The following is an 18,555-nucleotide window of genomic DNA, read 5'->3' as shown; positions in this document are numbered from 1 at the left end:
GGTCAGATTGAAGCATTCTGCCGGAGCAGGTTTTCGTCAGGGCAGAGGCGATTGGCGACGGGCATACCCCACGGTACGTCCGAGCCGATCGCCTTTGATCCTGGCGGAAAGATGCCCGGCCCTTCGGGTTGGCTGAAACGGGCCGGCTGATCGACCGGCCGGCTTGGCCGTAGAACCGGGCTACGACGCGCGCCGGTCGGTCGATTATCCAACTCCGTTTGAGCCAACAGAATGCTTCAATCTGACCAGGAAAGGCTCTAATCAGGCGCTGAGACGCTGCTGTGTCTGATGATCGAAGAAATGGACCTTCGACGTTTCGAACGACAGCTTCACTCGCTGGTCCGGAACCAGTTCGACACGTTCGCGCACCACCCATGTCAGTTCCCGGCCATCGAGTTCCACCGCGACATGGGTTTCCGATCCGGTGGGTTCGACCACCTTGACCACCGCATCGACGCCGTTCTCGCCGCCGAAGGCGATGTCTTCGGGACGGATTCCGAGCGTCAGCGGCCGGTTGGCGGAATTGGCTGGCGCCCGCGAGAGCGCCACGCGCGAACCGCCCGATAGCGCCAATGCGGGGCTGCCGGCCTCGGCGATCGTGCCTTCGAGAAAATTCATCGCAGGCGAGCCGAGGAAGCCGGCAACGAAGATGTTGCGCGGCTTGTCGTAAAGTTCGAGCGGGCTGCCGATCTGCTCGACGCGGCCGCCATGCAGCACGACGATCTTGTCGGCCATGGTCATGGCTTCGATCTGGTCGTGGGTGACGTAGACGATCGTCGTCTTCAGCCGCTGGTGCAGGGCCTTGATCTCGGCGCGCATCTTCACCCGCAGCTTCGCATCCAGATTGGAGAGCGGCTCGTCGAAGAGAAAGACTTTCGGGTCGCGCACGATGGCGCGGCCCATGGCGACGCGCTGGCGCTGGCCGCCGGAAAGCTGGGCCGGCTTGCGGTCGAGCAGCGGCTGCAGGCCGAGAATGGCCGCGGCCTCGCCCACCTTCCTGTCGATTTCAGGCCGCTTGGCGCCGGCAAGCTCCAGCGCGAAACCCATATTCTGCGAGACCGTCATCTGCGGATAGAGGGCGTAGTTCTGGAAGACCATCGCAATGTCGCGGTCCTTGGGCTGCAGATTGTTCACCACCCGCCCGTCGATGCTGATCTCGCCGCCGCTGATATCTTCGAGCCCGGCGATCATGCGCAGCAAGGTCGACTTGCCGCAGCCGGAAGGGCCGACGAGGATGGTGAATTCGCCATCGGCGATCTCGACGTCGACGCCGTGAATGATATCGACCGGGCCGAAGGATTTCTTGACGTTTCTGATGCTCAAGCCAGACATGACCTTCTCCTTCAGCGCTTCCTGCGGACACGCAGCGCCTGGTGCGGCTTGCGCGGGATCTTGACCCCGAAGGCCGCGTCCGGCTTGCCGCCGCGCACCACCGAGCCGTGGCGCGTCGGATGCGGAACGGGTGCCGCCACCTTCTCGGCCGGCAAAATCGTCATCTCCCAAGTGTCGATGATGTCGACATCGTAATCGTCGCCATCGAGCGGCAGGCCGGTGGACCAGATCACCGGCTGATGCTCGCCGAAATAGATGAGGCGGAAATCGCCGTCGCCGTCCCGCGCGCCTGAGACGCGCGACCAGGGCCATTCGCCGATGATGCCGAGCGGCTCGAGCCCGTGCCTGACGTCGGCCTCCAGGAGATCGCGGAGGAAGCCGATGCGCTTCCAGGCCTCGCCGCGCAGCTCCCCGCCCTTGGCCCACCAGATCAGATCCTCGGGATGGGAATAGGTCTCGCCATGGCCGGCATAACCGCCGCGCGCCATGGTGATCCAGAAACGGTGCACCAGTTCGCGCGCATCGAGATTGCCCCAGGACTGCAGGATGTCGCCCTCATATTCCGGCTCGTCGTTGACGACCGGCTTGCCATAGGCATCGCGCCATTCCTGAGTGCGCTTGACGTCGGGGTTCTGAATGCAGGTGTGGGTGACCCACGGCTTGCGGTGATCGAAATTCGCGGTCACGTCGCCATTATGGATCGAGCGCAGATGCTGGTAGGGGTCGTTTTCCTCCAGGATGTGGAAGTAGCGATCCCACTGCTCCATCGGCTTGGTGTCGATGAGGAAATCATACTCGTTGGCGAGCGACCACCAGACGTTCCGATAGGCGGCAAGGCGAGCGGCGAGATATTCGACATAGCGGAAATCCTGCTCGGCCGACATGTCGGCATAGCCCCAGCGGTCATAGGGATGGAAGATGATGATATCGGCTTCGACGCCGAGATCGCAGAGCGCCGCCACCTGCTTTTCGAAGTGCTGGAATGCGGCGGGGTTCGGCCGGTTGAAATCTTGCTTGCCGTCGGTGCCGCGTTCGAAGCAGGCATGCAGCGGCTCGTTGACATTATAGGGATAATCCTTCGGAAACACGCCCATGCGCATCTTGTTGAAGCGCGCCTTCTCAAGCGTCTCCAGCGTCTGCTTCTGCATTTCGAGCGGCTGGTGCGTCCAGGCGTAGCAGGTCGTTCCGAAGGAGAGGAATGGGGTGCCGTCGGCATAGGCGAAGTGGAATTTGTTGCGCACGCGCACCGGGCCGTGATTGCCGGCCGAAGGTGCGGCCGCCGTCAAGGCGCCGGTCCTGCCGTCGAGGGCTGGCGTCCTGGAGCGCGTCCTGAACGACCACTCGCCTTCGGTATCGGGCATGAAGCGGATGCGGTAGATGCCGTTGCCGTCATAGAAACCCGGCACGCGGACGTCGCGGCTCTTCTGGGTGAAGACGGCATCGAATGCCACGTCGAGATAGGGATTGCCGCCGGCAGGCCCTTCGAAGGCGGCCTCGAACACACCCCATTTTTCGACTGTTGCATCGGACATTCTGTCTCTCCTCGTAGAATGATTTCGCGATCAGCCCTTGACGGCGCCGGAGGTGAGGCCGGAGACGAAGTAGCGCTGGAACATGAGATAGACGAGCGTCGCCGGCAGCACGGTCATGACGATCGCGGCATTGAGCTGGCCGTAATTGCTGGAAAACTGCCCCTGGAAGGACATGAGGCCAAGCGGCAGCGTCCACATGTGCTGATCCTGCAGCAGCACCAGCGCCATGGCGAATTCGTTCCAGGTGGAGACGAAATCGAGGATGAGCAGTGCGGCGAGCACGGGCAGGCACACCGGCAGGAAGATCCGCCGGAAGATGGTGAAGTGGGTGGCGCCGTCGATCAGCGCCGCCTCCGACAGCTCCTTCGGAATGCCCTTGAAGAAGCCGTGCAGGATGAAGACCTGATAGGGAACGCCGAAGGCGATATAGGGCAGGATGACGCCGGGATAGGTATCGATCAGGCCGAAGGAATTGACCAGCGTGAAGAGCGGCGCCAGCATCACCTGAAAGGGGATCATCGTGCCGAAGACGACGAGCAGCAGCAGCGCCTTGGTGACCCTCAGCCTGATCTTGGCAAGCGCATAGGCGGCCATCGCCGACAGGAACAGGCCGAGCGGCACCTTGATGACGGTGATGATGACGCTGTTGAAGAAGGAATTGGCGAAATTGCCGCGGCTCCAGGCAGCGCTGTAATTGTCGTAGGCAAGCTCGGTCGGCGGCATGAAGGCGCCGGTGCTCGTCACCGCCGCCGGCGTCTTCAGCGAGGTGAAGACGATGAAGACGAAGGGTGCTACCCAGATGAGCGCCACAAGGACGAGGGCGATCCAGAGACCGATCAGGACGGGATCGCGCTTCATCGCCGACGGCTGGACTTCGAGATGCACGGCGGTGTGGTCGCTCGATACGGCTGTCACGATTCCACCTCCTCGTGCTTCTGGGTCCATCGGAGATAGGGAATGACGACGGCCATGGTGATCAGCAGCAGCACGACAGAGATGGCAGCACCCCGACCGAAATCGAAGATCTGCATGGCCTGGGTGAAGGCCCAGAGCGCCAGCATCTGGGTGGACTGGGCCGGGCCGCCGCCGGTCAGGCCATAGACGATGTCGAAGGCCTTCAGCGACGAGATGATGGAAAGGACGAGCACGATGGTGATGGTCGGGCGCAGCGCCGGCAGCGTCACGTGCTTGAACACCGCCCAGCGGCTGGCGCCATCGATGCGCGCCGCTTCGACCAGCGTCTGAGACACGTTCTGCAGGCCCGCCAGGAACAGAACCATGGAGAAGCCGACCGTCTGCCAGAGATAGGCGACGAAGACGGAATAGAGCGCGATGTCCTTATTCCCCAGCCAGTCCTTGATCCAGCCCTGCATGCCCCAGGAGGTCAGCAACTGGGCGAAGAGGCCGAAGAAAGGATCGTACATCCACTTCCACATGGTGGCGACAGCGATCGGCGCGATGATGACCGGCAGATAGAAGATGGCGCGCAGGCCGTTGCGGCCGAAGATCTTCTGGTTGAGGCTGAGCGCCAGCAAGAGGCCGACCATCGGCGGGAAGATCAGGCTCATCAGGGTCCAGATCACCGTGTTGCGGAAGGCCACCCAGAAAACCGGGTCTTTGGTGAAGATCGCCGAATAATTGGCAATGCCGACGAATTGCCGGTTGGCATCCAGCCCGTTCCACTTCTGGAAGCTCAGGATCAAGACGTTGAGCATCGGGTAGAGCGCGAAGACCGCATAGATCGCCAGCGCCGGCACGAGCAGGATGAGCGCTTGCATACGCGGATCATGTGTCGATTGTCGAAGTGACATGCTTTCCTCCTGACGGCAAAACAGCCGCCAGCTCATGAAAGACGGTGCCAGCCGATCAACTCAGCGGTCGATCGGCTGGCGCTTAGGAGGAATCAGCTTCTGCCGGCGATGAAGCTCTGCAGTTGCTTGGCCGCCTCGGCCGGCTCGGTATTGCCGGAGGCAACGTCATTGATGACGCGGAAATATTCCGTCGTCACATCGAGCGGGAAGGCCTGGTCGCCGTTCATGTAGACCTTGCCGTATTTCTGGAAGATCCCCAGCCATTCGGCTTCGAGCGGCTTCTGATTGGCGTATTGGACGTTCTTGTTGACGGAGGTCGAGCTCAGCTGACCGAGCAGATCCTGCTGCACCTTCGTCGACAGGAAATAGTCGAGGAATTTAGCGGCTATGTCGGGGTTCTTGCTCTTGGTGCTGATGTAATTGTACTCGGCGAAACCGTAGAGGCGCTCGGTATTGGTGGGGAAGGGGAAGATGCCGTAATCGTCGAGATTGGCGCCGGAGCCGTTGAGCTGGCTGACCAGCCAGTCGCCTTCGAGCATCATCGCTGCGCGGCCGGCGGTGAAGAGGCTGTAGGACTGCTTGTTGTCGATGCCCATGAAGGGCTGCAGCGTATAGTCCTTCGTCCACTTGGCGAATTCGGCGAAGGAATCCGCTGCACAGGGCTCCTTGGTCCAGTCCAGCGTCATCGCCTTCAGCGCATCGTGCTTTTCGGCGCCGCACTTGGTTTCGAGGATGACGTCCATCAGCCGCATGACGTGCCAATTGACCGTGCCGCCGAAGGTGAAGGCGGGGATGCCGGCAGCCTTCAGCTTGTCAGCCGCGGCAAGGAGTTCCTCGTAGGTCTTCGGCTCGTCCTTGATGCCGGCCTGTTCGAAAAGCTTCTTGTTGTAATAGACGGCTTCGCCCTTGAAGGTGAAGGGAACACCGTGTTTGCCGCCGGGATAGAGGTCGGCGAAAGCCGCCGCCGACGGCAGCAACTCGTCGTTCCACTTATATTCGGTGTAATATTTGTCGAGCGGCAGGGAGAGGCCGGCCTTCACATATTCGCCGCCGAGGCCGAGACCCGCCCAGCTGAAATAAATGTCAGGCCCCTTGTCGGAACCGGCGGCGACGCGCAACGCCGTCTTGTGCTCGTCGACGGCGCGCTGAACGATCTCGACATGCGTTCCGGGGTTTGCCGCTTCGAAATCCGTCGCCACCTTCTTCAACGCCGTATTGGCGGCATTGTTGTCGAAGTTCAGGGTCCAGAGCGTGATGTCTTCGGCAAAAACCGGCGTCGCGGCGAAAGACGCCATGGCGATCGCGACGATGCTCGCCGTCTTCAATTTCGCGGAAAGGGTCAGCATTACCGTCCTCCTCTTGATAAGCCGGCCCCTTGTCGCAGATAGTCATTTACATGTCAACTGGTATGATGAGCTAACCATCATGCTGCCGCACGAATTTCGCGATCGAAGCAACGATAATCGCAGCCGAGGCGGCGCCGGGATCCACGTGCCCGATCACCCGCTCCCCCAGCCGCGACGCCCGCCCCTTGGCGGCCGTCATATCCTTTGTCGCTTCGCAGCCTTGGCGCGCTGCCTGCGCGGCCATGTCGAGCGATTGGGAAAGGGGCGTTCCGGACGCCCAGGCAGCGAGAGCCGCATCGGCCGCCGGCCTCCAGGCATCGACCATGGTCTTTTCGCCGGGCTCGGCCTTGCCGCGCTCCTGAACGCCCTGCGCCATCGCCGAAAAAGCGCGCACGAAATCGTCGTCGGAGAGTGCAGGCCTGTCCTTGACGGCGGCTCCGGCGCGCATGAAGGCCGTGGCATAGAGCGGACCGGAGGATGCGCCGACTGCATTGAGGAAGGCTTTTGCCGCCGCATTGAAGGCGGCTGCCGGCGCAGCCTGTGCCGGGTCGAGCGCGGCGACGGCCTTGGCCGCCGCCGCACAGCCCGCATCCATGGCAAGACCGTGGTCGCCGTCGCCGATGGCACCATCGAGTTCGCAAAGATGATCGCGCTGCGCCGCGATATCCCCGGCGATCAGGGCAAACAGGCGCTGCAGATCTTCGGTCGCGATCGTCATCGATCACCTCTTGAACATGGCGCAGTCGCAGGGATGGTCGATCAACCGCTGCAGCTCGTCGTCGAGATGCATCAGCGTGACCGAGGCGCCCGCCATTTCGAGCGAGGTGCAGTAGTTGCCGACGAGCGAGCTATGGATGACGAGCCCGGCATCGTCGAGCCGCGCCTTGACGCGCCGCATCATGATGTAGAGCTCCATCATCGGCGTGGATCCCAGCGAGTTGACGAGCACGGCGACGCGCTCGCCCCGGTCTGCCTTCATCTCGCGGAGAATATTGTCCATGAGCTCGTCCGTCACCGCGTCGGCTGATTTCAGCGGCTCGCGGGCCGTACCGGGCTCGCCATGGATGCCCATGCCGATCTCCATTTCGCCGTCGCCGATCAGGAAATTCGGCTTCAGGGTCTGCGGCAGCGAACAGGGCGAGAGCGCCACACCCATCGTATAGGTGCGCGCATTGGCATGGCGCGCGACGCGCTCGACCTCGTCAAGGGAATAGAGGAGATCGCAGGCCGCACCCGCCGCCTTGAAGATGAAGACATTGCCCGCCACGCCGCGCCGCTTCTCCCTCTGATCGGAAGGAGCAGACGCCACGTCGTCTGTCGTGAGCACGGTGCGCACCTCGATCTCGTCGAGCGCCAGCATTTCCGCGGCCATGTCGAAATTCATCACGTCGCCGGCATAATTGCCGTACATGAAGAGGACGCCGGCACCGCCGTCGACCGCCATTGCGCAGGCGATAATCGGATCGGGCGGCGGCGAGGCGAAGACATTGCCGATCGCGGCGGCATCGGCGAGCCCCTTGCCGACATAGCCGAGAAAGCTCGGCTCGTGGCCGGAGCCGCCGCCGATAACCAGCCCGACCTTGCCCTTGCGCGGTCCGTTTCGGGCGATGATCGCGCGCGGCATGCCTTCCACGGCGTAGAGGTGCTTGGGATGCGCCGCCAGAACCCCCTGCAGCATCTCGTCGACGGCATCCGCCCCTGCATTGATAAGCTTCTTGGTCTTCATGCCGATCCTCCCAGAACGAATTCCGACTGCATAGATGCGGCTGACACGCCGGAGGTCAATCCGCCAGCGGCAAGACCACGGTGGCGAAGGGCGCGAGCAGCGCCTCCCTGCCCAAAGCGACGCCATCGACCCGCCGCTCTTCGCCCGTCAGATTGACGATGTGGAGCTTCGCGCCTGCGGCATCCCGCGTCACGAAAGACAGAACCTCGGAAGGCGAGGAGGAGATGCATTCCTGCCAGGATGCGCCCGCCAACCCGGACAAAGTGCGCACGGTGTTAAAGAGCGGCCGCCGCCCGCCTTGCTCGGTCGGCTCGCCGGGGCCGGCGATCAGACCGAACGGACCTGTGAGAGCCGAGAGCGTCAGGCATTCGAGGCCGGCATCCAGCACGCGGATGGCATAGCCGAGCGCGAAGGCCGCGGCGAAACGGCCATTGTGGCGCGGATCGCGATTGGCCATCGGGATGCGCCCGCCGGACGGGTTGTCCATCGTGCGGCTGCCATAGGGGTTCTGCCGCATCGGGATCGTCGACGGGCCGATCCGGTAGGGCTTACCGCCGTAGATCGCGCGAACGGAGCGGGTGATGAAGGGCAGAGCCTCCAATGTCTGCATGACGCTGAGATCGTCGGCCGCATGCACGATCGGATTGGTGCAATGGCTGACGAAATCGATCTCGCCGGATGGTGCGCGCTTGCGGTTGAGCTCGGTGAAATAGCTCAGCATGCCGCCACCGATACGGATGTCGGGAAAGGCGGCGCGCGCCGCGGCATAGATCGCTTCGAGCGGCGGGCAGTCCGGCCATTGGCTGCCGGGCGGCGTCGATTGCCGGTCGACGGAAGGCGAGATCAGGATCGCATCCGGGCGGAGGCCCGCGATCTGCATCTGGCGGGCGATCCCGGCCGCCTCGTCTGCCGGCGACGATCGGCAGGGAAGCGCGATCTCCAGCGTCGAGCGGCCGCGATCGGCGGCAGCGATTGCGGCAAATTTCTTCAGTGCCTCGATGCCATGCCCCGCGTCCGGATCGAAATGAAAGAGGAGTTGCCGGGGCGCGATCTCCGCCAGCAGGGACGTTGCGGCGAGGGTCGCATCGGCCTCTTCGGGCGCCACGATCACGCCGATACCGGGCATGGTGCCGGTCCGCTCTCCCAACTCGAGCCTGATCGCCGCGCCCGGCGTCGCGGCCGGGGAGCGTTTTTCGCTACCGCCGTTATCCCGGATAATGAGTAACGTCCTCTGCCGAACGGCTTGGCCGGCCGGGATCTGATAAGGCCAGGGCAGAGCGAGCGGCCGGACATAGGTCTTGTAGGAAGCATCGGACCAGTTCCGCTGATCCTCCATTTCGAAGGTGTCGCCTTCCATCCGGCATTCCGCCGTAACCCCTGACATGACCTCATGGGTGATGGCGCGCATGTCCTTGAACGGCTGCCAGGGCTCAATGAGATCGGGGAAACGCGTCGCCACGATCCGGCCGTCGACATGCTCGACCGTCGCCGATGAACCGGCCACGCCAACGATCGGATGCAGGATGCAGAAGCCGCAGCGATTGGTCTCGAAGCCGGTCTCCGAGACGGCCTCCGCTTCGAAGTCGAGCCGGCCCCGATAGCCCGCGATGCGGACGTCGATGACGAGGATCGTTTTGTCCGGTCCCTCGCAACGCGCGCGGTAAGCGACTTCGAAACGGTCATCGCCCTGCTCGATCCTGCGATCTGTGATTTCGGGGCTGTGGGTGCCCCAGTCCCGGTCGCGGACCAGATAGGAAATCGCCCGCAGCACCTCGGTCCCGTCATAGCGGATCGAGCGGAGGTTGCCGTCGGCGAGATCGGCCGTCAGCTTTCCGGCCGTCAGGCGAACCGGCGGCTTTTCCTGAGCCCGGGTGCCGTAGAGCTGGAAGACATCGGCCGTCATCGCAGCATCGCCCCGACATCGATCGTCTTCCCCTGAGCAGCGCTATCATAGGCGGCCTCGACAAGGGCGAAGGTCTTCAGATTATCGGCCCCGGAGGTTGAGTGTTCCGCGCCGCGCCTGAGCTGATCGACCCAATGCTGCTGGATCGCATAGACGCTCTCCTGAATGTTATGCCAGGGGCGCGAGGCCCAGGAGAGCAGCTTCGGAGAGACGTCCGCAATGGTGGTGCCCTGGGCATTGTTGACTTCGAGGCGATAACCCTGGGTCAGGCGGATCGTGCCCTCGGAGCCGTCGAGTTCCATCAGCGTCTCGGGGAATGGCTCTTTCGAGAGCTTCGTGGCGTAGCTGACGTCGACCACAGAGGTGGCGCCGTTTTCGTGATCGAGCAGAATGGTCGCGACATCCTCGCCCCTGATCCTGGGATTGACCCGCCTAGTGCGAGCCGTGAGCGCGCTGACGTCGCCGAGGATATAGCGGGCGATATCGAGCGTATGGATGCCGAGGTCCTCGATGATGAAGCGCTCGCCTTCGGCGAGATAGGGCTGGCCGGAGAAGACATCGTAGCCCGAGCGGAAGGAGAAGCGGCCCCAGAAGGGCGTGCCGATGGCGCCTGTTTCGAGCGCCTTGCGTACCGCTTGGATCGGCGTCTGCCAGCGAAAATTCTCGTGCACCATCAAGGCAACACCGGCCTTGCGGCAGGCCTCGACCATCGCCTTTGCATCCGACAGCGTCTTGGCGAAGGGCTTCTGGCAGATGGCCGGCACCCTGTTGCGGGCGGCCATTTCCACCAGAGCGCGGTGGCTCTCAACGGTTGTGGCGATATCGACGAAATCGAATCCGCCATCGGCAAACATCGCCTCGGCGTCGCTGTAACGGCGCTCGATGCCGAACTGGTCTCCGACGGTCTTCAGCCGCTCGGGATCGCGGTCGCAGATCGCGACGATATAAGCACCTTCGACGTCCCTCCAGGCATGCATCTGGTTGATCGCGAAGAAGCCGCAGCCGATCAGGGCGCCTTTCAGTTCGGTCATATCAACCTGCCTTTGCCATCTGCATGAGGGTGACGCGCTGCTGCAGGCGGCGCTGCGCCTGGTCGACGACCACGGCGATGATGATGACGAGGCCCTTGATGACCATCTGCCAGAAGGAGGAGACGCCCATCATGACCAATCCGTCGGAGAGGATGCCGATGACGAAGGCGCCGATGATCGTGCCCCCGATCGTGCCGCGGCCACCCGACATCGAGGTGCCCCCGAGCACGGCTGCGGCAATCGCATTGAGTTCGAAGCTCTCACCGGTCGCCGGATGGGCAGCCATCAGCTCGGAGGAGATGACGACGCCGACGATCGCCGCGCACAGGCCGGAGAACATGTAGACGAAGATCTTCACGACATCGACGCGGATGCCGGACATGCGCGCCGCACGCTCATTGCCGCCGACGGCGAAGATGTGGCGGCCGATCGGCGTCGAGCGGGCGACATAGGCGGCCGCGAGCGCCAGCACGATCAGGATCCAGATCGAGACCGGCAGGCCGAGAATGCGCCCGGCGCCGAAGAAATCGAAGCCGGTCGTGGCATATTCCGGCCGGCCGACGAGGTTCGGAAAGGTCTGGCCATCGGACGACAGCAGCGCCAGGCCGCGGGCGACATAGAGGGTGCCGAGCGTGGCGATGAAGGGCGCGACGTTGAGCTTGGTGATCAAGAGGCCGTTGATCAGGCCGATGACAAGGCCGATCGACAGCGTGATCAGCACGATCTCGAAGAGGTTGAAATAGATGGTATAGCCGATCGGCAGCTCGATGCCGTAAAGGATCAACCCGCCGGCGACCATGCCGCAGAGCCCGACGATCGATCCGACCGAGAGGTCGATGCCGCCGGTGATGATGACGAAGGTCATGCCCATCGCGAGGAACGCATTCAGGGCCACATGTTTCGACATCAGGATCATGTTCGCCGTCGAGGTGAAGTTCGGCGCGAAGATCGCAAAGAAGATGATGACGGCGAAGAGCGCAATGAAGGTCCGGAGCTTCATCACCGTCAGAAGCGCCGAGCCGTTGGCGCCCTTCGGCGCGAGAGTGGTTGAGGTAGCCGCCATCATGACGCGAGTTTCCCTTGATGTCCGTGTCCCCTGGCCGAAGCCGCGATGATCGCTTCTTCCGTCGCCTCGTGCCGGTCGAAGACGGCGACGAGCTGGCCGTTGCTCAAAACCGCGATGCGATCGGAAAGCGCCATGACCTCCTCGAGGTCGGAGGTTGAAAACAGAATGGCCAGACCGTTTGCCGCCAGCCGGCGCATGGTGCGGAAGACGTCGGCCTTGGCGCCGACATCGATGCCGCGGCTCGGTTCGTCCATCAGCAGCACCTTCGGATTGGTCATCAGCGCCTTACCGATCACCACCTTCTGCTGATTGCCGCCGGACATCGAGGTCACCTCGAAATCCGGATTCGGCGCCTTGATCGACAGATCCCGGATCGCCTCGCGAATGGCATTTTTCTCGGCGCCGCTGTCGATATGGAAGAGCCGGGTGAAGCGGGAAAGGCTCGCCAGCGTCAGGTTGGAAGCGACGGAGAGCACCTGAACCAGGCCTTCGCGCTGCCGATCCTCCGGAATGAGGGCAAGGCCGCGGCGGATGCGCCGCGTGGTGTCGCGGGCACGCACTTCCTTGCCGTCGATGAAGACCCTGCCGGTCGAGTGCGTGTGACGGCCGATCACGCATTCGAAGAATTCGCTGCGCCCGGCGCCCATCAGCCCGTAAATGCCGAGGATCTCGCCAGCTCTGACCGAGAGGGAGACATCGTTGACCGCAAGCCCGCCCGTCGGCCTGGGCAAGCTGATGTTTTCGGCGCGGAAGACCTCGTCGCCGATGGCATGGGTGACGGATTTTGCAAAATCCTTGGCGTCCGAACCGATCATCGAGCGCACGATCCAGCGCGTGTCGATGTCGCGCACCATCGCCTGGCCGGTGACCTGGCCGTCGCGCAGCACGGTGATGGTGTCGCCGATCCGCATCAGCTCTTCCAGCCGGTGCGAGATATAGACGATCGCCACACCTTGAGCCTTCAGCTCGCCGATCACCTTGAACAGGATGTCGACTTCGGCGGCCGAAAGCGCCGATGTCGGCTCGTCCATGATCAGGATACGGGCATTGAGCGACATCGCCTTGGCGATCTCGACGAGCTGCTGCTGGCCGATCGGCAGATCCTCGACCATCGTATCCGCCTCGATCCCGGCATCGAGCCGCCGCAGGAATTCGTTGGCCTTCTCGACCTGCGCCTTGTGATCGATGCCGAGCGGGCCGCGGGTGATCTCGCGTGTGGCGAAGATGTTTTCGGCGACCGACATGTTGGCGAAGAGATTGAGCTCCTGGAAGATCATGCCGATGCCGTGCGCCTGCGCCTGGGCCGGACTGTCGAAGGAGACGGGTTCGCCATCCAGGATGATGCGGCCATGCGTCGGGCGTTCGACGCCGGCGATGATCTTCATCAGCGTCGATTTGCCGGCGCCGTTTTCACCGACGAGCACGTTCACCGCGCCGCGCCGCAGTTCCAGATTGGCGCGCTTGACGGCGACGATGCCCGAATAGACCTTCGACACGTCGTCGAGACGCAGGATGACATCGTCGGTTGGTGCCGCATCCACTGTCATGGGCCTACCTTCAGTTCCGAAGGCGTCACGAGCGGAAGTTCGCCGCTTTTCGGCAGCGGGAAGGCGCCGATCACGGTCACCGTCTTGCCGGTCAGGCCGTCGCGCGGAACGGCGGAGAGAAAGGCCGCATTGGCCTTCTCGTTGAACGCCTTGCCGAACTGCGCCCATTCGATCTGGTTCTTGAACTCGTTGAAATTGACGAAATCGAGCGTGTCGCGCAGGGCGGTGCCGCGCAGCGCCGGCCCAATCTGCACCTTCGCATCGGCCTTGCCGTCGCCATCGGCATCGACGTCGAGCGTTGCCGCGCGCGAGGCCGTATCAGTGGCCACGATCTTGCCGGTGATCTTCACCGCATAGGTCCAGGGCGAACTGCTCTGCTTGCGGGGATTGCCGTATTTTTCGCCCGCGGCATCCGGGCTCGTCGCAACGAGCTGCAGGACATCCTTCAGCTCACCGGCGCGCTTTTCGAAATAGGGCACGGCCTCGGATTGCCAGACCGCCTCGACCTTTGCAGTCGGATCGAAGGCGGTCTTGGCCGCTGCCGCCGCCTTTTCCTCCGCGGTCGGCGTCTTGATGATTTTGCAACCGGGCAGGGCTGCCGCCACGACGGCGGCGAGCAGGGCACCCTTCATTCTCAACATCAGATGAACCTCGACGTCTTGCGAAATGCATTGCCGAGGGCGCAGCAACGCGCCCTCGGCAATTCGCGGCTGATCAGTTCGTCAGGGCGAAGGTCTCGAGATTGCCGGAATTGTCGGCGTTGATGAGAACGCAATCCATCAACTGCTTCTCTTCCTTTGGCGTCGTCTTGTTCTTGATGTAGGCGTCCGCCTGCTCCACCGCGAGCTGAGCCTGGGCATAGGCCGGTTGCAGCACGGTCGCCTTGATGCCGCCCGCCTTGATGGAGTCGCGCACATCGTTGGAACCGTCGAAGCCGACGACGATCACATCCTTGCGGCCGGCCGCCTGCAGCGCCGCAATCGCGCCCATGGCCATCGTGTCGTTGCCGGAGATGACGCCCTTGATGTCGGGATTGGCCTGGAGGATGGTCTCCATCTTCGAATAGGCTTCCGTCTGGCTCCAGTTGGCCGACTGCTTGGCGACCGACTTCAGTTCCGGATAGTCGTCGATGACGTCATGATAGCCCTGCGAGCGGATGCCGGCATTGGTGTCGGACTCCTTGCCGACCAGCTCGACGTAGTTGCCCTTCTCGCCCATCAGCTTGACGAACTCCTGCGCGCCGAGCTGGGCGCCCTGATAGTTGTTCGAGACGATCTGGGCAACGGCAACGCCAGTCGCGTTGATCTCGCGGTCGATCAGGAAGGAGGGGATGCCGGCGTCCTTGGCCTTCTTGACGGCGGCGACGGAAGCATCTGCGCCGGCATTATCGAGAATGATCGCCTTGGCGCCGCGCCCGATCGCCGTGTCGATCATTTCCGACTGCTTGTTGGCGTCGTCGTCATGGGTCATGACCAGGGTCTCGTAGCCGAGTTGCTTCGCCTTGGCTTCGGCGCCGACGGCTTCCGCCTTGAAGAAGGGATTGTCATGCGCCGGCGTGATGATGGCGATGAGATCGGCCGCAAAGGCCGGCATGGCCGTTCCCATCGCCAGCGCGCCGGCAAAAGCTGCAAGTGTCAGTCTGCGCGTCAGTTTCATTTTTTCCTCCCAGTTGTGAATGAAGCCCCGTCTCCCCGGAGCGGCTGAGCCCCGTCTCCCGGAGCGGTAAAGGGGAGGGCTTGCCTCCCCAGGCCGGTTCAGGTGATACGCCGGATGCTTTCGGCGATCTCCTGCGGTTCGAATACTTTCTTCCAGTCGTCGCGCATCAGCGCCGGGATGCCGAACTCGATTGCCTTGTTGCAGGCATCCGAGAACACGCCGTCGACTTCCTTGAAGATAACGGCGCCGAGCACGTTCATATGGCCGAGCAGGAAGTCGCGGGCGGCCTGTTCCGGCACGCCGCGGGCCACGCATTCGTCCATGGCCTGGCGCATGATGACGAGCAGCGATGCACAGACGGTTTCCGACAGGCCCGGTTCGAGCATGGCGAGCTGCTCGACCGTAACCCGGTGCGAGCGCATGACCGGCGCCCAGATGATTTTGGCGATTTCCTCGCCGAGCGCGTAGGCGCTGTCGGGGCCTTGCATCAGTGCCGAGACAATGTGCTGCTTGGCGAAGAGGCCGCCGAAATGATCCTTCTTGGCCTGCATCTCCGTCTCGTCGTTGAAGATCGGCGGATGGCAGGGATGGGTGACGAAATAGGTGAGGTCGTCGCGCCTAGGCAGATGGCCGGCAAAGGGTGCGGCGGCATCGAGCGCCACCACCATGGTGCCGGGCGTAAGCTTGTCGACGATGCCGGCCGCGACCTTGCCGATCGCCGTATCCGGCACGGCGAGGATCACCACATCGGCGCCGTCGAGCGCGGCATCGACCGGCACGCAATCGAGACCGAGATCGTTCTTCAGCCGCGCCTTGCCGGCGTCGCTCACCTCGACATGGCGCACTTGGAAGCGCGAACCTTTGAGATTCTTGGCCAGCCGGTATCCCATTTTGCCGCCGGCGCCGAAGAGAGCAATCTTGGTCATGTTTTCCTCACCTTTTCAGTTCTGGATAGGATCATATACTGGTATGATGAGTCAATCACCATATCATCACTTACGCATTTAGTGCCCATGTTTTTCGGCGCCATGTTTCTCGGCATCGAGCCGGTCGATCGCCTGCACGTTGCCGGCCGAGGGGCCGTCGGGGTCGAATTCGGAGGCAAGCCAGACGTCGACAATCGATTTCGCCAGTTCCGGGCCGATGACACGCGCGCCCATCGTGATGATCTGGGCATTGTTCGATTTCACCGCGCGTTCCGCCGAATAAGTATCATGGGTCAGCGCGGCGCGGATGCCCGGCACCTTGTTTGCGGAGATGCACACACCGATGCCGGTGCCGCAGAACAGGATGCCGCGCTGATGTTCACCGTCGACGATCGTCTGCGCCAGACGCTGGGAAAGATCGGCGTAGAAGCCGGACTGGCTGAGATCGTGAACTTCGAGGTCCGCCTTGCCGGCGAGATGGGCGGCAATCACATCCAGGAGCGGTTTGCCGGCGCTGTCGGCGCCGATTGCGATCTTCATGGCAGTTTCCTTTCACTCGCCGTCTGGCGTGGAGATGAGCGATCGATCGCCGCGCTGACGCGGCGAAGAATGTCGAGATAGCCGTCGACGGACCAGGCGGAGCGGCCGATGAACAGGCCGTCGATATGCGGTTGCGTCACCAGTTCCTCGCAATTGTCGGGATTGACGCTGCCGCCGTAGAGAACCGGCACCGCATGACCGAGAATGGATCTCGCCACCTCGGCGATCCTTCCGTGCCGTTCCGACGCGTAATCGGCCGTGGCAGGGATACCGTTGACGCCGATCGCCCAGATGGGCTCATAGGCAAGCAGGATCGGAACCTCGTCGGCCTCGATGTCGACGCCCCGCAAGGCGGCCTCGACCTGCCGCCGAAGCACGGCATCGGCTTGGCCCGCCTGGCGCTCCTGCAAGGTCTCGCCGATGCAGATCAGCGGCGTCAGCCCGTGGCGGATCGCAGCCGATACCTTGAGGCCGACGGTTTCGTCGGTTTCGCCGAAGTGCTCGCGGCGCTCGGAATGGCCGAGTTCGACGAGATCGAGCCGGCAGTCCTTCAGCATGGGAGGCGAAATCTCGCCGGTCCAGGCGCCGGCATCCTCCCAATGCATGTTCTGGGCGCCGACCTTCACCGAGGTGTCATCGAGCACACGCTTGACCTCCCGCACCGCGGTAAACGAAGGAATGACGAAGCGCTGCACGCGGATATCGCATTCGCGGTCCGCATCGGCGAGGCGGCGCGCGAAGGCGAGCGCTTCCTCCACGGTCTTGTTCATCTTGAAGCTGGTGCCGACCCAGACGACCATCAGTTCTTCCTTCCGTCACGGATCTGCGCGAAATAGCCGTCGGTGCCGACCTGGCCGCCTTTGAGGGCGATCTGCAGACCGTTGGTCGGCGGGTAATCGCCATGGGCGAGGCAGAGCGGCGATCCCGGCGTCTGCGGCAGCGGCAACAGCGTCGTTAACGCGTCGATCTTCAATTGCCGCAGCGCGTGGCTCGAGGTGTCGCCGCCGGCGACGACCGCGCGCGACAGCCCCTCCGCCTCGATCAGCCGGCGCAGAATCGTGCCGAGTGCGCTGCCGAGCCGGTGACGCGCGCCCGGCAACCTGTCGATATCGGCGCCGCGATCGGCCGATGGGCCGAGCGCGGTATAGAGAATGACGCTCTTGCCTTTCCTGAGCGTGCCGATGCCGGCCTGCACGGCCGCCTCCACCGCGCCTTCGCCATTCTCCGAAAGGAGAGCGAGGGGATCGAGCGCGACGGCCTCGAAACCGCTGTCGACGGCGGCGCGGATCTGCCGCTCGGTGGTCGGCGAAACGCTGCCGGAGACGACGGCGAGGCGGTCGACCGGGCCGACATCGGGGAATACGGCACCGCTTTCGCCGATCACGCCGGCCCGCCGCCAAGCGTCGAGCAGGGCGTATTCGACCCCCGACGAACCGGCGACGAAGCTGCCGGACCGCCCGGCGACCCGCAGCATCTGCCGGCCCGCGGCCGCCTGCGTCGCTTCGGAATCGACATCGAGGAGCAGGATGCCTTCCGGGTTCGACGCCAGCGCGTCGATGCGCTGATCGGCATCCTCGGCCGTGATCGCAACGAGATCGGCGAGCAGGACGGGAAGGGCAGTCTGCTTCGACAGATGGACGCCAAGATCCGCCTCGTCCATCGGGGTCACGGGATGGCGGCTCATGACCGGATGGCGGTCGATGCGGAACACGCGGCCCTGATAGCCGGCGAAGAGGTTGCCGAAGACCGTGTAGCGCTTCAGTTGCGGCGCGCCGACAATGATAGGGACGATCGGCTGCCCGAAGATCTTGCCGCCGATTTCGATCGCCTTGCCGATATTGCCGATGCCGGGGCTGGAATCGAAGGTCGAGCAAACCTTGTAATGGCAGATAGCCGCACCGAGCGAGCGCAGCCAGTCGAAGGCTGGCACGAGATGCAGTTCCATCCATGCCGGCGTCTCGCTGCGGCTCGTTCCGGCAATGCCGATCGCGCGGCAGTGTTTGAAGCGGGCGAGCAATTCCGGCTTGGGAAGGCCGAGGAAGAGCGCGGTCTCGACGCCGCGCGAAGCGAGCGCCTCCATGACGTCGGTCGAGCCGGTAAAATCATCGCCGTAATAGCTGACGAGAAGGTCGTTCATGA

17 protein-coding genes are annotated in these 18,555 nt (G+C 63.3%); all 17 read right to left on the bottom strand.

The window, feature by feature from the left end:
• Nucleotides 1-261: 261 nt before the first annotated feature.
• Nucleotides 262-1,332 carry an ABC transporter ATP-binding protein gene (locus CO666_RS21190; RefSeq protein ID WP_097614161.1) on the bottom strand — a complete coding sequence of 357 codons (1,071 nt, stop codon included), beginning with the start codon at nt 1,330-1,332 and terminating at the stop codon, nt 262-264.
• A gap of 11 nt (nt 1,333-1,343) precedes the next feature.
• A complete protein-coding gene (locus CO666_RS21185; RefSeq protein WP_097614160.1) occupies nt 1,344-2,864 on the bottom strand; it encodes a DUF5060 domain-containing protein in 1,521 nt (506 codons plus the stop codon).
• 30 nt (nt 2,865-2,894) lie between these two features.
• The gene (locus CO666_RS21180) at nt 2,895-3,722 is read right to left on the bottom strand and encodes a carbohydrate ABC transporter permease (protein ID WP_425352428.1); all 828 of its coding nucleotides are present in this window, start codon (nt 3,720-3,722) and stop codon (nt 2,895-2,897) included.
• 53 nt (nt 3,723-3,775) lie between these two features.
• A complete protein-coding gene (locus tag CO666_RS21175; protein WP_097614158.1) occupies nt 3,776-4,675 on the bottom strand; it encodes a carbohydrate ABC transporter permease in 900 nt (299 codons plus the stop codon).
• A gap of 92 nt (nt 4,676-4,767) precedes the next feature.
• Nucleotides 4,768-6,021, bottom strand: coding sequence for an ABC transporter substrate-binding protein (locus CO666_RS21170; protein WP_097614157.1), 1,254 nt, complete (start codon nt 6,019-6,021; stop codon nt 4,768-4,770).
• A 70-nt stretch (nt 6,022-6,091) separates the two neighbouring features.
• On the bottom strand, nt 6,092-6,739 hold the full coding sequence (dhaL, locus tag CO666_RS21165) for a dihydroxyacetone kinase subunit DhaL (RefSeq protein WP_097614156.1): 648 nt from the start codon (nt 6,737-6,739) through the stop codon (nt 6,092-6,094).
• 3 nt (nt 6,740-6,742) lie between these two features.
• Nucleotides 6,743-7,747 carry a dihydroxyacetone kinase subunit DhaK gene (locus tag CO666_RS21160; protein WP_097614155.1) on the bottom strand — a complete coding sequence of 335 codons (1,005 nt, stop codon included), beginning with the start codon at nt 7,745-7,747 and terminating at the stop codon, nt 6,743-6,745.
• A 55-nt stretch (nt 7,748-7,802) separates the two neighbouring features.
• Complete coding sequence (apnL, locus tag CO666_RS21155) at nt 7,803-9,650, bottom strand: D-apionate lactonase (RefSeq protein WP_097614154.1); 1,848 nt, start codon at nt 9,648-9,650, stop codon at nt 7,803-7,805.
• The gene (locus CO666_RS21150) at nt 9,647-10,681 is read right to left on the bottom strand and encodes a Gfo/Idh/MocA family protein (protein WP_097614153.1); all 1,035 of its coding nucleotides are present in this window, start codon (nt 10,679-10,681) and stop codon (nt 9,647-9,649) included. Before CO666_RS21150 ends, apnL begins: the two co-directional genes overlap by 4 nt.
• Nucleotide 10,682: 1 nt before the next feature.
• Nucleotides 10,683-11,747: an ABC transporter permease gene (locus CO666_RS21145; protein WP_097614152.1), complete on the bottom strand. Its 1,065-nt coding sequence runs from the start codon at nt 11,745-11,747 to the stop codon at nt 10,683-10,685.
• Nucleotides 11,744-13,294 (bottom strand): sugar ABC transporter ATP-binding protein, encoded by a 1,551-nt coding sequence (locus CO666_RS21140; RefSeq protein WP_097614151.1) that lies wholly within the window; start codon nt 13,292-13,294, stop codon nt 11,744-11,746. The genes CO666_RS21145 and CO666_RS21140 overlap by 4 nt, the downstream gene beginning before the upstream one ends.
• Nucleotides 13,291-13,935, bottom strand: coding sequence for a DUF2291 family protein (locus tag CO666_RS21135; protein WP_097614150.1), 645 nt, complete (start codon nt 13,933-13,935; stop codon nt 13,291-13,293). The genes CO666_RS21140 and CO666_RS21135 overlap by 4 nt, the downstream gene beginning before the upstream one ends.
• Before the next feature lie 73 nt (nt 13,936-14,008).
• Nucleotides 14,009-14,950, bottom strand: a complete 942-nt coding sequence (locus CO666_RS21130; protein ID WP_097614149.1) for a D-ribose ABC transporter substrate-binding protein — start codon at nt 14,948-14,950, stop codon at nt 14,009-14,011.
• 98 nt (nt 14,951-15,048) lie between these two features.
• Nucleotides 15,049-15,876 (bottom strand): phosphogluconate dehydrogenase C-terminal domain-containing protein, encoded by an 828-nt coding sequence (locus CO666_RS21125; protein ID WP_097614148.1) that lies wholly within the window; start codon nt 15,874-15,876, stop codon nt 15,049-15,051.
• Between the two features lie 78 nt (nt 15,877-15,954).
• Nucleotides 15,955-16,416 carry a D-erythrulose-4-phosphate isomerase gene (gene derI / locus CO666_RS21120; protein WP_097614147.1) on the bottom strand — a complete coding sequence of 154 codons (462 nt, stop codon included), beginning with the start codon at nt 16,414-16,416 and terminating at the stop codon, nt 15,955-15,957.
• Nucleotides 16,413-17,216, bottom strand: a complete 804-nt coding sequence (locus CO666_RS21115; RefSeq protein WP_097614146.1) for a triose-phosphate isomerase — start codon at nt 17,214-17,216, stop codon at nt 16,413-16,415. The genes derI and CO666_RS21115 overlap by 4 nt, the downstream gene beginning before the upstream one ends.
• Entirely contained in the window at nt 17,216-18,553 is a 1,338-nt protein-coding gene (locus CO666_RS21110) for a four-carbon acid sugar kinase family protein (RefSeq protein WP_097614190.1), read from the bottom strand. The genes CO666_RS21115 and CO666_RS21110 overlap by 1 nt, the downstream gene beginning before the upstream one ends.
• Between the last annotated feature and the right edge of the window lie 2 nt (nt 18,554-18,555).

It is taken from the genome of Rhizobium chutanense (assembly GCF_002531935.1).
GTDB classification, from domain to species: Bacteria; Pseudomonadota; Alphaproteobacteria; order Rhizobiales; family Rhizobiaceae; genus Rhizobium; species Rhizobium chutanense.
Note: the sequence above shows the minus strand (reverse complement) of the source record. Positions and strands in the feature narration are given on the sequence as shown.

Excerpts from the sequence above, each read along its gene's own strand:
- CO666_RS21145 (WP_097614152.1), bottom strand. The coding sequence starts at position 11,747 with ATGATGGCGGCTACCTCAACCACTCTCGCGCCGAAGGGCGCCAACGGC.
- CO666_RS21175 (WP_097614158.1), bottom strand. The coding sequence starts at position 4,675 with ATGTCACTTCGACAATCGACACATGATCCGCGTATGCAAGCGCTCATC.
- apnL (WP_097614154.1), bottom strand. The coding sequence starts at position 9,650 with ATGACGGCCGATGTCTTCCAGCTCTACGGCACCCGGGCTCAGGAAAAG.
- derI (WP_097614147.1), bottom strand. The coding sequence starts at position 16,416 with ATGAAGATCGCAATCGGCGCCGACAGCGCCGGCAAACCGCTCCTGGAT.
- CO666_RS21130 (WP_097614149.1), bottom strand. The coding sequence starts at position 14,950 with ATGAAACTGACGCGCAGACTGACACTTGCAGCTTTTGCCGGCGCGCTG.
- CO666_RS21135 (WP_097614150.1), bottom strand. The coding sequence starts at position 13,935 with ATGTTGAGAATGAAGGGTGCCCTGCTCGCCGCCGTCGTGGCGGCAGCC.
- CO666_RS21140 (WP_097614151.1), bottom strand. The coding sequence starts at position 13,294 with ATGACAGTGGATGCGGCACCAACCGACGATGTCATCCTGCGTCTCGAC.
- CO666_RS21190 (WP_097614161.1), bottom strand. The coding sequence starts at position 1,332 with ATGTCTGGCTTGAGCATCAGAAACGTCAAGAAATCCTTCGGCCCGGTC.
- CO666_RS21185 (WP_097614160.1), bottom strand. The coding sequence starts at position 2,864 with ATGTCCGATGCAACAGTCGAAAAATGGGGTGTGTTCGAGGCCGCCTTC.
- CO666_RS21180 (WP_425352428.1), bottom strand. The coding sequence starts at position 3,722 with ATGAAGCGCGATCCCGTCCTGATCGGTCTCTGGATCGCCCTCGTCCTT.
- dhaL (WP_097614156.1), bottom strand. The coding sequence starts at position 6,739 with ATGACGATCGCGACCGAAGATCTGCAGCGCCTGTTTGCCCTGATCGCC.
- CO666_RS21150 (WP_097614153.1), bottom strand. The coding sequence starts at position 10,681 with ATGACCGAACTGAAAGGCGCCCTGATCGGCTGCGGCTTCTTCGCGATC.
- CO666_RS21115 (WP_097614146.1), bottom strand. The coding sequence starts at position 17,216 with ATGGTCGTCTGGGTCGGCACCAGCTTCAAGATGAACAAGACCGTGGAG.
- CO666_RS21170 (WP_097614157.1), bottom strand. The coding sequence starts at position 6,021 with ATGCTGACCCTTTCCGCGAAATTGAAGACGGCGAGCATCGTCGCGATC.
- CO666_RS21110 (WP_097614190.1), bottom strand. The coding sequence starts at position 18,553 with ATGAACGACCTTCTCGTCAGCTATTACGGCGATGATTTTACCGGCTCG.
- CO666_RS21160 (WP_097614155.1), bottom strand. The coding sequence starts at position 7,747 with ATGAAGACCAAGAAGCTTATCAATGCAGGGGCGGATGCCGTCGACGAG.
- CO666_RS21125 (WP_097614148.1), bottom strand. The coding sequence starts at position 15,876 with ATGACCAAGATTGCTCTCTTCGGCGCCGGCGGCAAAATGGGATACCGG.